The organism is Rhodopseudomonas sp. P1, from assembly GCF_039642825.1.
Lineage (GTDB): Bacteria > Pseudomonadota > Alphaproteobacteria > Rhizobiales > Xanthobacteraceae > Rhodopseudomonas > Rhodopseudomonas palustris_H.
In genome coordinates this window covers 4,512,536-4,527,065 of sequence record NZ_CP088006.1, presented here as the reverse complement: position 1 = coordinate 4,527,065, position 14,530 = coordinate 4,512,536, and the positions used below count along the sequence as shown (strand labels likewise).

Here is a 14,530-nt window from a genome sequence, read left to right as displayed (position 1 = left end):
GTATGAACGTCATCGTTTTTGCTTCGCGTAAAGGCGGCTCGGGAAAAAGTACCCTGGCTGCTCACTTGGCTGCACAGGTCCATAAAGCCTCGCGTCCGTGTCTGCTGATCGATGCCGATCCGCAGGGCTCGCTGACGCTGTGGCACAAGCTTCGCGGTACCAACGAGCCGCCGCTGCGGACCGCAACGCGGTCGATCACCGATATCGTGGCCGCCGCCAAGCGCGATGGCATCGAATGGATATTCGTTGATACGCCGCCGAACCTGTCCGCCGTGGTCGACGATGCGATCCGCAACGCCACGATGGTGATCATTCCGGCGCGGCCCGGCGTGTTCGACGTCAACGCGGTGCAGGATACGATCCAGACCTGCCGCTCGCACCGCAAGCCCTACGCGGTGGTGCTCAACGGCGCCCCGGCGCTGCGTGACGAGGTCGAAAGCCGGATCGTCACCATCGCGCGCGATGCGCTGGCCAAGTTCAAGGCTCCGGTCTGGGGCGGGCAGATCACCAATCGTGCCGATCTTCTGATGGCGCTCGGTGAAGGCCAGGGCGCCCGCGAATACGCCGCCGAAGGCCGCGCGGCTTACGAGATCAACCGGCTCTGGGCGGCGATCGAACGCTCGGTGAAGGCAATCCGCGGGGCCGGAAATTCCGGCATGCACAAGCAAGCGGCCTGATCGCAGACCAACACGACTGCAGCGCGCGGCCACCCGCGCGTTTTTTCATGAGGCGTTGCGACCGATCGCCGCGTGCGCGCGGAGAGATGATTGCGCAGAAAAAAACCGGGCCCACGAAGAGCCCGGTCTAAGGTCTTTGGCCTGATAGGCCGACACAATCACCTTCCAAGAGGGATAGCTGAGCCGCCGCGCCACTGGAGGAGGGGGACTTGATGCAGCGCGACCCCTCAACGTGAGAACGATTTGATCCGCGATCCGACGGCCCGGCAAGCGGGCCCCCCGCATGTCAGACATGCGGAGCCCCGGGAGCGACAAATCAGCCCGGCCAGCGTTGCGCCTTGTTGACCACGAAGTCGCGGAACACCTGCACCCGTGCCACCGTCTTCAATTCTTCCGGATAGACGAAGTACGTGTCGAGCTGGATTGAATCTTCCTCGCCGAACAACTGCACCAGACGGTTGGTGTCCTCGATCAGGTAATCCGGCAGCGCTGCGATGCCGAGACCCTGCTGGCAGGCGCGCACCAGGCCGAGGATGTTGTTGACCTTGAAGTAGGGCTCGCGCGGACCCATGCCGTTGCGTCCGGCTTCGATCAGCCAACTCCGGTTTTGCAGATGCGGCGGCACCTGGCTGTCGCTCAGCATGATCAGCCGGTGATTGTCGAGATCCTCCAGCGTCCGCGGCGTGCCGAAGTTCTTGATGTATTCCGGCGAGCAATAGGCGTGGAAGCCGATCGAGAACAGCTTGCGCTGGATCAGGTCGGGTTGGGTCGGCTTGCGGGTGCGGATCGCGACGTCGGCCTCGCGCATCGACAGGTCGAGCTCTTCGTCGGTGACGATCAGCGAGATCCGGATCTCGGGGTACAGCGCGGTGAATTCGCCGAGCCGCGGTACCAGCCAGTGAATGCCGAGCCCGGGCGTCGTGGTGACCTTGAGGTCGCCACTCGGCCGCTCGCGGCTGTCGGTGAGCTTGGCGCGTGCCGCCTGCAGCTGCATGAACACGTCATGCGCGGTGCGGAACAGCAGATCGCCCTGTTCGGTGAGGATCAGGCCGCGGGCGTGGCGGTGAAACAGCGACACCGAGAGCTCCTGCTCCAGCGCGCTGACCTGCCGCGACACCGCCGACTGCGACAGCCCGAGCTGCTCGCCGGCATGGGTGAAACTCCCCGCTTCGGCAGCGGCGTGAAAGACCTTCAGCTTATCCCAGTCCATATCGGTGAACCCGTCGCGGTGTCGCGCCATCCAGAGAGTTATTCGGCCGCTTGGCGGTCGCCGGCGCGCAGCGCCAGGAAGCGTTCGGCTTCGAGAGCCGCCATGCAGCCCATTCCGGCTGCGGTGACGGCTTGGCGGTAGGTCTCGTCGGCGACGTCGCCGGCGGCGAACACGCCAGGTACCGAGGTTGCGGTCGAATTCGCCGCGACCTCGACATAACCGGACGGTTTGAGCTTGATCTGGTCTTTGAACAGCTCCGTCGCCGGCGCATGACCGATCGCGATGAACACGCCGTCGGCCTTGACCTCGCTGGTCGTGCCGCTCTTGACGTTCTTCAGGCGCACATGGGTGACCTTGGTGGGGTTCTCGGCGCCGCAGATCTCGTCGACCGCGACGTCCCAGATCACCTTGATCTTCGGATGCTTGAACAGCCGGTCCTGCAGGATGCGTTCGGCACGGAAGTGGTCGCGCCGGTGCACGATGGTGACGCTGGCGGCGAAGTTGGTCAGGAACAGCGCTTCCTCGACCGCGGTGTTGCCGCCGCCGATCACCACGACATCCTTGCCGCGATAGAAGAAGCCGTCGCAGGTGGCGCAGGCCGAGACGCCGAAGCCCTTGTAGGTCTGTTCAGACGGAATACCGAGCCAGCGCGCCTGAGCGCCGGTGGCGAGGATCAGCGTGTCGGCCAGATAGACGTCGCCGCTGTCGCAGGTCAGCCGGAACGGCCGCTGGCTGAGGTCGAGATCGACCACAAGGTCGGTCTTGATCCGGGTGCCGACATGCAGCGCCTGCTTCTCCATCTGCTCCATCAGCCACGGGCCTTGGATCACATCGGCGAAGCCGGGGTAGTTTTCGACGTCGGTGGTGATGGTGAGCTGACCGCCGGGCTGCATGCCCTGGATCAAGATTGGCTCCAGCATCGCGCGAGAGGCGTAGATCGCGGCGGTATAACCGGCGGGCCCGGATCCAATGATCACGACCTTGGCTTGAACCGGACTCGGCATGAATCAGTCCCCGAAACTGAGGGCGGCGCGACGCAGGGAAAGGCCTGGCTGGGGCATCGCCAATGGGCGGAAGATCAGACAGAAGTCTATGTTATTTGGCGAGCTATGCAAGATTTGCAATACCTCCGTGCAGGATTTCCCACCAAGATTGGAAAACGAGCTGTGAGCATCGCGAAATAAAATTACCCAAATTTCGCGGGGTGCGCTAAGAGAGGCTGTTTCTAAGCCGAATCCGCCTTGCGGGAATAGCACCAGCGTGACCAAGAGCCTCGACCAGATCGACCTCAAGATCCTGCAGGAAATTCAGGACGACGGCCGAATCACCAATGTCGAACTGGCCAAACGGGTCGGGATTTCGCCGCCGCCGTGTCTGCGGCGGGTGCGGACGCTGGAGGAAGAGGGCTACATCCTCGGCTATCGCGGGCTGCTCGATCCGGCGCATCTCGGTTTCGACGTCACGGTGTTCGCCTCGGTGCATTTGTCGAGCCAGGCCGAGGCCGACCTGCGCGGGTTTGAGGAATTCGTCCGCAACGAGCCGCTGGTACGCGAGTGCTGGATGCTGTCGGGCGAAGTCGACTTCATCCTGAAATGCGTCGCGCCCGACATGGCGACGTTCCAGAATTTTGTCGCCCATCTCACCGCCGCCCCGCACGTCCGCAACGTCCGCACCTCCCTGGTGCTGCGCAATTCGAAATACGCCGCCGCGGTGCCGCTGGAGCTAAAGGCGGCGACGACCTGAGGCCGCCGCCGCGATCGTTTCAGCGCTGCTGCAGTGTCAGCGATCGCGCCGCAGGATACGATCGAGGCTGATCGGTCCGCCGCCCGTCGTGGCCAAGTACAAGCACGTGAAGCACATCGCGATCGCCAGGCTGCCGCCGTTCAGGAGAGGCAGCCAGACCGGCGTTGCGCCCTTGAAGACGTGGCCGAGGAAATACGCGAACGCCATCTCGCCCGACAGGATGAAGGCGACAGGGCGAGTGAACAGGCCGAGCATCAGCAGCGCGCCGAGGATCAGCTCCAGGCTGCCCGCCGCGCCATACAGCGAAAACAGCTCGACCTTGGCGAACATCGGCACAGCGGGAAATTTGAACAGCTTGGCCACGCCGTATTGAAACAGCAGCAAACCGGTGATGAAGCGGAGCAGGCTCAGGGCAAACGGCTGCAAGCGCGCGAACGACTGATTCATGGACGATCCTGATTTTCGAGGTGCGGCAGTCGCGGCCGAGCAACAATGCCGCCGATCGTCCAGAACCTTGCCGCAACACCATGGCACCAGCGACTGAATTAACCGTGAGCCGCGGGAGTTCGGGCAACAAAAAAGCCGCGGCAAAGCGCGGCTTTTTCGTTTCGTTGGCGGTGTGCGCTGGTCAGCGCCACTCGACCTTGGCGATCTCGTAAGCCTTGGCGCCGCCGGGGGCGACCACTTCGACCGAGGAGCCAGCTTTCTTGCCGATCAGCGCCCGCGCCAGCGGCGAGGTGATCGAGATCTTGCCCTTCTTGGCGTCGGCTTCGGCCTCACCGACGATCTGCCACACCGCCTTCTTCTCGGTGTCCTCGTCGATCAAGGTGACGGTGGCGCCGAACTTGACGGTGTCGCCCGACAGTTTGCTGACGTCGATGATGTCCGCGCGCGCCAGCTTGTCCTCGAGTTCGTTGATCCGGCCCTCGTTATGGGACTGCTCTTCCTTGGCCGCGTGATATTCGGCGTTTTCCGAGAGGTCGCCATGGGAGCGCGCTTCGGCGATATGCTCGATGATGCGCGGACGGTCCACCGACTGGCGATGCTTCAACTCGTCCGAAAGTGCGGCGTACCCGCTCGCAGTCATCGGTATCTTTTCGACCATCGTCTCTTCATCCTTCAAGAATACGTTGCGGATCGCCGAACCCTGCTCGCCCGCAACGTCGTCGGGTGTTTACGGCGGCGCCGCGCCTGTGCGGCGTCCGAAGTCGGTTCAAAACGGCACCAGAGCTGTCCGGCAAACGCCGGAGAGAACAATTCCAATGCGGGCGGGTTCCCCGGCCTGACGGCCTGTCAGTCGATAGCCGGCCGCTCGGGCCGGGCGACGATCAGCTTTCGGAAAAGTAGCTCTGCAGGGTCCGGACCTCAAGGTCCCCATCCAAATAGGCCCGGATGCCCTTTGCGGCGGCCACCGCGCCCGAAAGAGTGGTGTAATAGGGAACTTTATGCAAGAGGGCAGCGCGCCGCAGCGACCGGCTGTCGGCCAGCGCCTGCGGCCCCTCGGTGGTGTTGAACACCAGTTGCACTTCGCCGTTCATGATGGCGTCGACGATGTGCGGACGGCCTTCCAGCACCTTGTTGATCTTCTCCGCCGGCACGCCGTGATCCGCCAGATAGCGCTGGGTCCCGGAGGTGGCGATCACCCTGAAGCCGACCGAGTGCAGCAGCTTCACGGCGTCGAGGATCCGCGCCTTGTCGCTTTCGCGGACCGACACGAAGACGGTGCCCTTGCGCGGCACGCGGGTGCCCCCGCCGAGCTGGCTCTTGGCGAAGGCAACCTCGAATGAACGATCGAGCCCCATCACTTCGCCGGTCGAGCGCATCTCCGGGCCGAGCACGGTGTCGACACCTGGGAAGCGCGCGAACGGGAACACCGATTCCTTGACGCCGACATGGTCAAGCGTGCGCTTCTTCAGGCCGAGGTCGGCGATCTTCTCGCCGGCCATGATTCGCGCCGCGAGCTTGGCGACCGGCATGCCGATCACCTTGGCGACGAACGGCACGGTACGGGATGCGCGCGGATTGACCTCCAGCACGTAGATCTCGCCGTCCTTGATGGCGTACTGCACATTCATCAGGCCGACGACGTCGAGGCCCAGCGCCAGCTCACGGGTCTGGCGTTCCAGCTCGGCGATGGTTTCGGCGCTGAGCGAGTGCGGCGGCAGCGAGCAGGCGGAGTCGCCGGAGTGAATGCCGGCCTCTTCGATGTGCTCCATGATGCCGACGATGAAGGTGTCTTTGCCGTCCGACAGGCAGTCCACGTCGACTTCCGTTGCGTCCGACAGATAGCGGTCGAACAGCAGTGGGTTAGTGCCGAGCACGGTGTTGATCTGCCCGGTCTTGTCGTTCGGATAGCGTGCCTTGACGTCGCCCGGCACCAGCTCGGGCAGGGTGCCGAGCAGATAGTCGCTGAGCTGATTGTCCTCGCGGATGATCTGCATGGCGCGGCCGCCGAGCACGTAAGACGGACGCACTACCAGCGGCAGGCCGAGTTCGGCCGCGACCAGGCGAGCCTGTTCGACCGAGTAGGCGATGCCGTTCTTCGGCTGCTTCAGCCGCAGCTTGTCGAGGATGCGCTTGAAGCGATCGCGATCCTCGGCGAGGTCGATCGCGTCCGGGGAGGTGCCGAGGATCGGCACGTCGGCCGCTTCAAGGGCGCGCGCCAGCTTCAGCGGCGTCTGGCCGCCGAACTGTACGATCACGCCGCGCAGCGTGCCGTTGGAGCGCTCGGTGTCGATGATCTCGAGCACGTCTTCGGCCGTCAGCGGCTCGAAATAGAGTCGGTCCGCGGTGTCATAGTCGGTCGACACCGTTTCCGGGTTGCAGTTGACCATGATCGATTCGTAGCCGGCGTCATGCAGCGCGAAGCAGGCATGGCAGCAGCAGTAATCGAACTCGATGCCCTGGCCGATCCGGTTCGGACCGCCGCCGAGGATGATCACCTTCTGTTTGTCCGACGGCCGGCTTTCGTCCGACGCGGGGCCGGCGAACGGCGCCTCGTAGGTCGAATACATGTAGGCGGTCGGCGAGGCGAACTCCGCCGCGCAGGTGTCGATGCGCTTGAACACCGGGCGGACGCCGAGCGCACGGCGCTTGTCCTTGACCTCGGCCTCGGTGGTGTTGGCCAGCACGGCGAGGCGGGCGTCGGAGAAGCCCATCGCCTTCAGGGTGCGCATGCCGAATGAGTGATCCGGCAGGCCCGCGTCGCGGACCCGGGCCTCCATGTCGACGATGCCGCGGAGCTGCGCCAGGAACCAGGGGTCGATCTTGCAGGAGTTGAAGATTTCTTCGTCCGACCAGCCGAGGCGCATCGCCTGCGCGACCTGCAGCAGCCGGCTCGGCGTCGGGGTGCCGAGCGCCGCGCGAATCGCGTTCTTGTCGTCGCCGCGGCCGAGACCTTCGATCTCGATCTCGTCGAGACCGGTGAGGCCGCTCTCGAGGCCGCGGAGCGCCTTCTGCAGGCTCTCCTGGAAGGTGCGGCCGATCGCCATCACCTCGCCGACCGACTTCATCGCGGTGGTCAGGTTGGCGGAGGCGCCGGGGAATTTCTCGAAGGCGAACCGCGGAATCTTGGTGACGACATAGTCGATCGTCGGCTCGAACGACGCCGGCGTTGCGCCGCCGGTGATGTCGTTGGCGATCTCGTCGAGCGAATAGCCGACCGCCAGCTTGGCGGCGACCTTGGCGATCGGGAAGCCGGTGGCTTTCGACGCCAGCGCCGACGAACGCGACACCCGCGGGTTCATTTCGATCACGACCAGCCGGCCGTCATCCGGGTTGACCGCGAACTGCACGTTGGAGCCGCCGGTCTCCACCCCAATCTCGCGCAGCACCGCCAGCGAGGCGTCGCGCATGATCTGGTATTCTTTGTCGGTCAGGGTCAGCGCCGGCGCCACGGTGATCGAATCGCCGGTGTGCACGCCCATCGGGTCGAGATTCTCGATCGAGCAGACGATGATGCAGTTGTCGTGCTTATCGCGCACGACCTCCATCTCGTATTCCTTCCAGCCGAGGATCGATTCTTCGATCAGAACCTCGTTGGTCGGGGAGGCGTCGATACCGCGCTCGACGATCTCGATGAACTCGGCTTTGGTGTAGGCGATGCCGCCGCCGGTGCCGCCCATCGTGAACGATGGCCGGATCAGCGCCGGGAAGCCGATCTCGTCGAGCGCGCGCAGCGCGTCGGGTAGGCTCTTCACCTGGCGCGAGTTCGGGGTTTCGAGCCCGATCTTGGTCATCGCCTCGCGGAACCGCTCGCGGTCCTCGGCCTTGTCGATGGCGTCGGCGGTGGCGCCGATCATCTCGACGTCGAATTTCTCCAGCGTCCCGAGCTTGCGCAACGACAGCGCGCAGTTCAGCGCGGTCTGGCCGCCCATCGTCGGCAGCAGCGCGAAGCCGCCGGGGATGACGTAGCGCTCCTTTTCGATGATCTTGGCGACGATCTCAGGGGTGATCGGCTCGATATAGGTCGCGTCCGCCAGCTCCGGATCGGTCATGATCGTCGCCGGATTGGAGTTGACCAGGACGACCCGATAGCCCTCCTGCTTCAGCGCCTTGACCGCCTGCGTGCCGGAATAGTCGAATTCGCAGGCCTGGCCGATCACGATGGGACCGGCCCCGATGATGAGGATGGTGGAGATGTCGGTTCGTTTGGGCATCAAATCTCGCTGACGCGGGCGGAAATCGCGGGCACAAAAAAAGGGCGCGCAGCCGCGCGTCCCTCAGGTCTTCAAGCGCCGGGCCGTCCCAGGCGCGCGGGAGGTGTCTTAGACCAGTTTCCCGGGCGGCGAAAGGCCTTCGAGTCGCCCGTCAACCGGCAATTTCGGCAAGATCTGGAGGCCCAGCCTGGACTTGAACCAGGAAAAAGAGCGTTGCACCGCCCCCGCGTTAATCTTCCGCCACCGGGCCGAGCGCATCTTGGCACTTCACGAAGGGGTGATCCAGCCCGGAGCGCGGCTATCCTTAATGCAATGCGGCCTTTGGGCTTCGGTCATTTAGGATTGGCGGCGGGCATTCGCCGTTGCGGGCGGCGGCGCGGTGCAAAAATACCGAACTGTCGCGGGCTCGCGGCGTCGCGGCCTTCCCTTCTGGTGCGGGCTGGCAGTCACGAACTCGTGTCCGTGCCTGCGTAACAGGCCGGCGCCAGCCCCGTATCTTGAGCGCAACAGCCAGGCCGGCTTCGGCCTCAACCTCGCGAGGACAGCTCATGCGCGCTTCATTTGGTCGTCTTACTCTCTGCGCCGCCGCTGTGGGGGCGCTGGCGTGGTCCGCTCTCGGACCGTCTCGGGCGGCCGAGGAGCCGGTGGTGATTCCGCCGCCGCAGCTCGACGCCAAAGAGGGCGGCGGGATTCAGACCGCCGTATTCGCCGGCGGCTGCTTCTGGGGCGTGCAGGGCGTGTTCCAGCACACGGCGGGCGTGGTCAATGCGCTGTCGGGCTATGCCGGCGGTAGCAAGGCGAGCGCGAGCTATCCGCTGGTCTCGACCGGTACGACGGGGCATGCGGAGGCAGTCGAGGTCAAATATGATCCGAAGCGGATCTCCTACGGCAAGCTGCTGCAGATCTATTTCTCGGTCGCGCATGATCCGACGCAGCTCGATCGCCAGGGCCCCGACACCGGGCCGCAATATCGCTCGGCGATCTTCACCACCAGCGACGAGCAGAAGCGGATTGCCGACGCCTATATTGCGCAGCTCGACGCCGCCAAGGTGTACGGCGCGCCGATCGTCACCAAGGTCGGGCCGCTGAAGGGATTTTATGCCGCGGAGGCCTACCACCAGGACTACCTGACGCTGCACCCCAGCCAGCCCTATATTGCCTACAACGACCTGCCGAAGATCGAGGCCCTGAAGAAGCTGTTTCCGACGGAGTATCTCGACAAGCCGACGCTGGTGAGCAGCGTCAAGGCCACTAACTGACGGCGGGGTTCGACGGTTCAGGAGGAACGATGTCCGACACCAAGACCACCACGCTCGGCAAGGTTCAGAAAAGCGAAGCCGAGTGGCGCAAGGAGCTGACGCCGATGCAGTACGCCGTGCTGCGCGAGAAGGCGACCGAGCGGCCGTACACCGGAGAGTATGAATACGAGACGCGCCCTGGCACCTATGTGTGCGCCGGCTGCGGTCAGACGCTGTTCGAGTCCGATACCAAGTTCGATTCCGGCTGCGGCTGGCCGAGCTTCACTGCGCCGGCGGCGACGGGCGTGATCGACGAGGAGCGCGACGTGAGCCACGGCATGATCCGCACCGAGGTGCTGTGCTCACGCTGCAGCGGCCATCTCGGCCACGTATTTCCCGACGGCCCCGGGCCGACCGGGCTGCGCTACTGCATCAATTCGGCGGCTCTGAAGCTCCAGCCGAAATAGCGGGTCGCAATTGCGTACGATCATCAGCGAAGCGGGCGTCCTTGGCGCCCGCTTCTTGTTTGTGCAGTTCACAAAAGCGAAGCGAATTCATTCGGATAGCGCAATCGTGGCGACCTTGAGTCGCAAATCCGCGCATCGTGCCTATATGAAGGGGGTCGGAATTGAAGCCGCCGGTGCCGATCAAGATCGCTTCCGTGTGGCCATCACCCTATTCAGGAGGCCACTTCCACCATGGCGTTCAGCTACGATACCGCCGCCGAACTGTTTCCCGCAGCGATCCGCAAGAAACGCCGGACCGGCGTTGCCTATCGCCGCTTCAGCAGGGCGGCCGAAGCGGTGCGCTACGCGATCGAGGAGTTGCCGGCGGATTGCCTGAACGGCGCCTATCTGCAGGTCGACGAAGCCCGCTTCGACCACAAGGGCATCCGCACGCTTTACGAGAGCGACGAATATCCGCTGCAGCGCCGGGCGTCGTGATCGCAACAGGTCCGCGACAGCACCGGACCTGGTCTAGAACGCCCTGAAGCTCTGCGTGTCGCAGCGATCGACGATGGCGGCAAACCGATAGGTCTCGAGCTTGCCGCTCTTGTAAAACAGCGCGTAGGTTTGCCGCGCCTGATCCGGTGCCTTGCTGCGCAGGCAGACGATCCACGGCGTGACGGTGACCGGATCGGCCTCGATCGGACCGGCGATCTCCCAAGGCTGCGGCAGCTTGGCTTCATCGCCGACCTTCTTCAGATCAACCGCCATCACCGCCGCCTTCGGCGCCTTGTCGCCGCCATCCGGCAACGCCTCGAGAATCGAGGAGCAGCCGGTGAGGGCGAGACTAGTCACCCCAGCGATGAATGGCATTAGGAGGTTATGATACCGAATGACTCTGTCTCCTTGCGGGGCATTATAATTAATGCCCCTGCGGTGCTCGCCGCTAGCGACGCCAGGCGCTCGATTCTCTCTGGCATACGCCAGCCGGGATTGTCGAGGTCGCTTGTCCGATGGGAGGAGACGTCGCGCAGCGCGACCTCTGTTTCCTTCGCAAGCAAGCTTCCTAAGCTATCGCCGGGGAGGGTTCCTGCAAGCGGATATCTATTCTAAAAGGGCGATTCTGCTCCAGATGCGGGGGTGGATCTCTGCAACCTCAGTGGTCTTGTACTTATGAAAAGGGCGTTGATTTTCGGGATATCCGGCCAAGATGGCTCGCTTCTCGCCCGGCACTTGATTGAGCTGGGGTACGAGGTGCTAGGGACTTCCCGTGACAAGGAAGTGACTTCCTTCAGGAATCTTGTTGCACTAGGAATTCGCGATAAGGTGAAATTGTACTCGGCAAGTTTGACGGATTTTCGCAGTATCCTGCAAGTTGTGTCGGAGTGCCTGCCAGACGAAATCTACAATCTGGCGGGCCAATCATCGGTGGGGCTGTCCTTCGATCAACCTGTCGAAACTCTTGATTCATCGATCTTCGGACCGCTGAACATCCTGGAAACAATCCGGATACTGAAACTCGGTTCGCGCCTCTACAATGCTTGCTCCAGCGAGTGCTTTGGTAACACTGTCGCTCACGCTAATGAATTGACACCGTTCAATCCTCGTAGCCCCTACGGAGTAGGGAAGGCTGCCGCCTTCTGGACAGTCGCTAATTATCGCCAAGCCTATAACCTATTTGCCTGCTCAGGGATTCTTTTCAATCATGACTCGGCATTGAGGCCCCGTCGCTTTGTCACGCGGAAGATTATCGCTGGGGCTGCGGACATTGCTGAAAGAAAGATCGATTGCTTGCGTCTGGGCAATCTGGCTGTCACTCGTGATTTTGGCTGGGCTGCTGAGTACATCGAAGCGATGCACCTAATGCTGCAAGCAGACACTCCTGATGACTATGTGATCGCCACCGGGCAGACCAATACTTTGGAAAGTTTTGTTTGCGAGGCATTTGCTTATTTTGGGCTGGATTGGCGGCAATACGTCGAAATTGATCAGTCCCTCTTCCGACCCAATGAAATCACGCATAGCGCGGGAGACCCCAGTAAGGCTGCATCCAACCTCCGGTGGAAAGCTCGGGTCTTGATGGCGGATGGAATTCGGCGTCTCGCTGACAGCGAGCTGCAATCGAGGCATCTCGAACGCAAATAGACTGTCCCTGGTGGATGCCTCGCCTAAATGATTGCAGCCTGTAGTTTTCCGCTCCCTGGCATGGCAACCTCGCCTCTACAGAGAAGACTCTCGCAACGGCAAATGCCACCCCATACACGGTTGATGCTGGACCGAGATCCAAGAAGTCTCACCGGTGCCAATTCTATACCGTCCACGTGTTAAGGAGCCTAGGTTTGCTCTCTTCGTCCAGACTGAGGATACTCCACGTTTACAAGACTTATCTGCCCGACAATTGCACGGGGGTTCCGCGGGTCATCTATGAAATTGCTGAGCAACTACAGGGAAGCGGTGTAGATACCCAAGTCCTCTGCCTGTCGGATACACCCGGCGACCGCCCGATACTTACTGGGAGCCACATCACCCACCAAGCGAAACAGGATTTGTTCATTGCATCAACGGGACTGTCCCTGTCAGTCTTCAGTCGCTTCAATGCACTGATTAAGGATGTCGATCTTGTTCACTATCACTTTCCATGGCCTGTGGCCGACCTGCTGCATCTGACAGCGACGCGCAGAGCGCCCACGATCGTTACCTATCACTCAGATGTCGTCAAACAGCGAGTTCTGGGATGGCTCTATAAGCCGCTTCAACAGCGTTTCTTGAACTCGGTCGACAGGATTGTTGCAACGTCGCCGCAATACGCCTCAACCAGCATCGCGCTCCGGAAATTTGCGCACAAAACCATGGTCATTCCGATCGGGGTCGCCGACCGAGTGCCGCCGGACGCGTCTTTGATCCGATCCTGGCGCGATCGGGTTGGTGAGGATTTTTTCCTATTTGTGGGCGCGCTTCGTTATTATAAAGGGCTGCCATTTCTCATGGAAGCAGCGCGAATAAGTGGTTTACCTGTCGTGGTGGTCGGTGGCGGCGAGAGCCGCTTGACTGATGTTCCGCCGAACGTGGTGTTCGTCGGCGCGGTGAGTGATGAAGACAAAGAGGCGCTGTTGTCGTTGAGCCGGGCTCTGGTCCTTCCGTCCCATTTGCGCTCTGAGGCCTTTGGCATCGCGTTGATCGAGGCGGCGCGTGCCGGAAAGCCCATGATCTCGTGCGAAATTGGAACTGGGACAACGTTTGTGAACATTCACAAGGAAACTGGCTTGGTGGCTCCCCCAGCTCATCCGGCCGCGCTGGCGGAGGCTATGGGGCGTCTCGGTGTGGCGCCCGAGCTCGCCTATCAAATGGGAGAAAAGGCTCGACGGCGTTACGAACAATTGTTCACCGCGCGTGAGATGGCTCAGGCTTACAAGGCGCTCTACGAGGAGGTGGTCGGTGGTTTTCGCGGACCTGCCGATGGATCTGCATCTTCCAGCACGTGATCGAGGCCGTGGCTTGCTGTAGAATTTCGCCTTCGCCGGATCCCGATTGCGGAATGAAATTTACAGCCCGGCAAACCGTTCCGTGCGCAGAAGCACTCGATCGTCTCGTTGTGTTCAGCGTCCTGCTGCTGTAGATGGCATCTTCGCGGGCTGCGAAGCTCTACCAACTATTGTGTCACTTCTAAATGAAACGTGCACTCGTCACCGGCGCCTCAGGGTTCATCGGATCGCGGCTCGTCGCAAGGCTCCTGGCAGACGACTGGGATGTCCACGTCGTATTGCGTCCGCAGTCCTCCTTGGCCTTGCTGTCGGACGTTGAAACGAGGATTTCCGTTCAGTGGTACAGTGGGGCAACGCAGCAGATGCTAGACATCCTCGCGGCGTCGCGGCCCGACGTCGTTTTTCATCTGGCGGCTCAAGCTTCTGCCGATCATCAGGCGCTCGATATCGAGCAAATGATTGCCAGCAATGTCCTGCTGTCGACTCAGTTGGCCGAAGCGATGGTGCGGAGTGGCGTGACGAGGCTCGTGACCACTGAGACTTTCTGGCAGCATCGTTCAGGGACCGAAGAATATCAGCCGGTTTGCCTTTACGCGGCGACCAAACAGGCGGCGCGCGACATGCTCCGCTATTACGTCGACGTAGGTTCGATCAATGTAATCTCTCTCGTGTTGTTCGATACCTACGGGCCGGACGATCCACGCAAGAAGCTTATCAATTTGCTGAAAGAGGTTGCGCGTGACGGTCGACCGATCGAGATGACACCGGGCGAGCAGATTGTCGACCTGGTTCATGTCGATGACGTCACATCGGCCTATCTCAGAGCCGCCGATCTGCTACTTGAATCGGTAGGGGCAGGGCTTCAGACCTACGCCGTCAGTTCGGGCGAAAGAATGAGTTTGCGTGACCTCGTTGGGTTGATTGAACGTGTGTGCGATTTGTCATTTTCGATCAAGTGGGGCGGCAAACCCTACAGACTAAACGAAGTATTCAATCCGTGGCTCGGTGAGACATTGCCGGGATGGAGGCCCAAAAACGGCCTCGCCGCGGGGCTTCGCGACGTGTTCGGAGGATGA

Annotated in this window: 14 protein-coding genes and 1 tRNA gene; 8 read left to right on the top strand and 7 right to left on the bottom strand. The window is 62.0% G+C overall.

Translation table 11 applies throughout. The features are described 5' to 3' along the window. Window positions 1-2 precede the first annotated feature (2 nt). Window positions 3-677 (top strand): ParA family protein, encoded by a 675-nt coding sequence (locus LRC39_RS20860; protein ID WP_107356738.1) that lies wholly within the window; start codon window positions 3-5, stop codon window positions 675-677. Between the two features lie 316 nt (window positions 678-993). Here LRC39_RS20860 and LRC39_RS20855 read toward each other — a convergent pair whose 3' ends face one another. Next, the gene (locus tag LRC39_RS20855) at window positions 994-1,917 is read right to left on the bottom strand and encodes a LysR family transcriptional regulator (RefSeq protein WP_012497402.1); all 924 of its coding nucleotides are present in this window, start codon (window positions 1,915-1,917) and stop codon (window positions 994-996) included. A gap of 8 nt (window positions 1,918-1,925) precedes the next feature. Beyond that, on the bottom strand, window positions 1,926-2,891 hold the full coding sequence (gene trxB / locus LRC39_RS20850) for a thioredoxin-disulfide reductase (protein ID WP_107356737.1): 966 nt from the start codon (window positions 2,889-2,891) through the stop codon (window positions 1,926-1,928). Window positions 2,892-3,147: 256 nt separating this feature from the next. Between trxB and LRC39_RS20845 the strand changes: the two genes are divergently transcribed. Further along, on the top strand, window positions 3,148-3,630 hold the full coding sequence (locus LRC39_RS20845) for an Lrp/AsnC family transcriptional regulator (protein ID WP_011159609.1): 483 nt from the start codon (window positions 3,148-3,150) through the stop codon (window positions 3,628-3,630). Between the two features lie 36 nt (window positions 3,631-3,666). On the opposite strand, the gene LRC39_RS20840 is transcribed toward LRC39_RS20845, so the two are convergent. The 4 genes from LRC39_RS20840 to LRC39_RS20825 all read right to left on the bottom strand — a co-directional run bounded on the left by LRC39_RS20840 (window position 3,667) and on the right by LRC39_RS20825 (window position 8,538). Further along, window positions 3,667-4,077 carry a DoxX family protein gene (locus LRC39_RS20840; RefSeq protein WP_346295518.1) on the bottom strand — a complete coding sequence of 137 codons (411 nt, stop codon included), beginning with the start codon at window positions 4,075-4,077 and terminating at the stop codon, window positions 3,667-3,669. 181 nt (window positions 4,078-4,258) lie between these two features. After that, window positions 4,259-4,735 carry a transcription elongation factor GreA gene (greA, locus tag LRC39_RS20835; RefSeq protein ID WP_011159607.1) on the bottom strand — a complete coding sequence of 159 codons (477 nt, stop codon included), beginning with the start codon at window positions 4,733-4,735 and terminating at the stop codon, window positions 4,259-4,261. 223 nt (window positions 4,736-4,958) lie between these two features. Further along, entirely contained in the window at window positions 4,959-8,288 is a 3,330-nt protein-coding gene (carB, locus tag LRC39_RS20830) for a carbamoyl-phosphate synthase large subunit (protein WP_346295517.1), read from the bottom strand. 175 nt (window positions 8,289-8,463) lie between these two features. Continuing rightward, window positions 8,464-8,538 (bottom strand) — tRNA-OTHER (locus LRC39_RS20825). Window positions 8,539-8,836: 298 nt separating this feature from the next. On the opposite strand from LRC39_RS20825, the gene msrA reads away from it, so the two are divergent. From msrA to LRC39_RS20810, 3 genes are all read left to right on the top strand, one after another. Next, window positions 8,837-9,547 (top strand): peptide-methionine (S)-S-oxide reductase MsrA, encoded by a 711-nt coding sequence (gene msrA / locus LRC39_RS20820; protein WP_346295516.1) that lies wholly within the window; start codon window positions 8,837-8,839, stop codon window positions 9,545-9,547. 29 nt (window positions 9,548-9,576) lie between these two features. After that, window positions 9,577-9,993 carry a peptide-methionine (R)-S-oxide reductase MsrB gene (gene msrB / locus LRC39_RS20815; protein ID WP_346295515.1) on the top strand — a complete coding sequence of 139 codons (417 nt, stop codon included), beginning with the start codon at window positions 9,577-9,579 and terminating at the stop codon, window positions 9,991-9,993. 231 nt (window positions 9,994-10,224) lie between these two features. Continuing rightward, on the top strand, window positions 10,225-10,470 hold the full coding sequence (locus tag LRC39_RS20810; protein WP_107345744.1) for a hypothetical protein: 246 nt from the start codon (window positions 10,225-10,227) through the stop codon (window positions 10,468-10,470). Between the two features lie 33 nt (window positions 10,471-10,503). On the opposite strand, the gene LRC39_RS20805 is transcribed toward LRC39_RS20810, so the two are convergent. Beyond that, window positions 10,504-10,827 (bottom strand): hypothetical protein, encoded by a 324-nt coding sequence (locus LRC39_RS20805; protein ID WP_346295514.1) that lies wholly within the window; start codon window positions 10,825-10,827, stop codon window positions 10,504-10,506. Window positions 10,828-11,112: 285 nt separating this feature from the next. Between LRC39_RS20805 and LRC39_RS20800 the strand changes: the two genes are divergently transcribed. The 3 genes from LRC39_RS20800 to LRC39_RS20790 all read left to right on the top strand — a co-directional run bounded on the left by LRC39_RS20800 (window position 11,113) and on the right by LRC39_RS20790 (window position 14,530). Next, a complete protein-coding gene (locus LRC39_RS20800; protein WP_346295513.1) occupies window positions 11,113-12,117 on the top strand; it encodes a GDP-mannose 4,6-dehydratase in 1,005 nt (334 codons plus the stop codon). Between the two features lie 194 nt (window positions 12,118-12,311). Next, on the top strand, window positions 12,312-13,454 hold the full coding sequence (locus LRC39_RS20795) for a glycosyltransferase (protein ID WP_430624906.1): 1,143 nt from the start codon (window positions 12,312-12,314) through the stop codon (window positions 13,452-13,454). Between the two features lie 185 nt (window positions 13,455-13,639). Next, complete coding sequence (locus LRC39_RS20790) at window positions 13,640-14,530, top strand: NAD-dependent epimerase/dehydratase family protein (RefSeq protein WP_346295512.1); 891 nt, start codon at window positions 13,640-13,642, stop codon at window positions 14,528-14,530.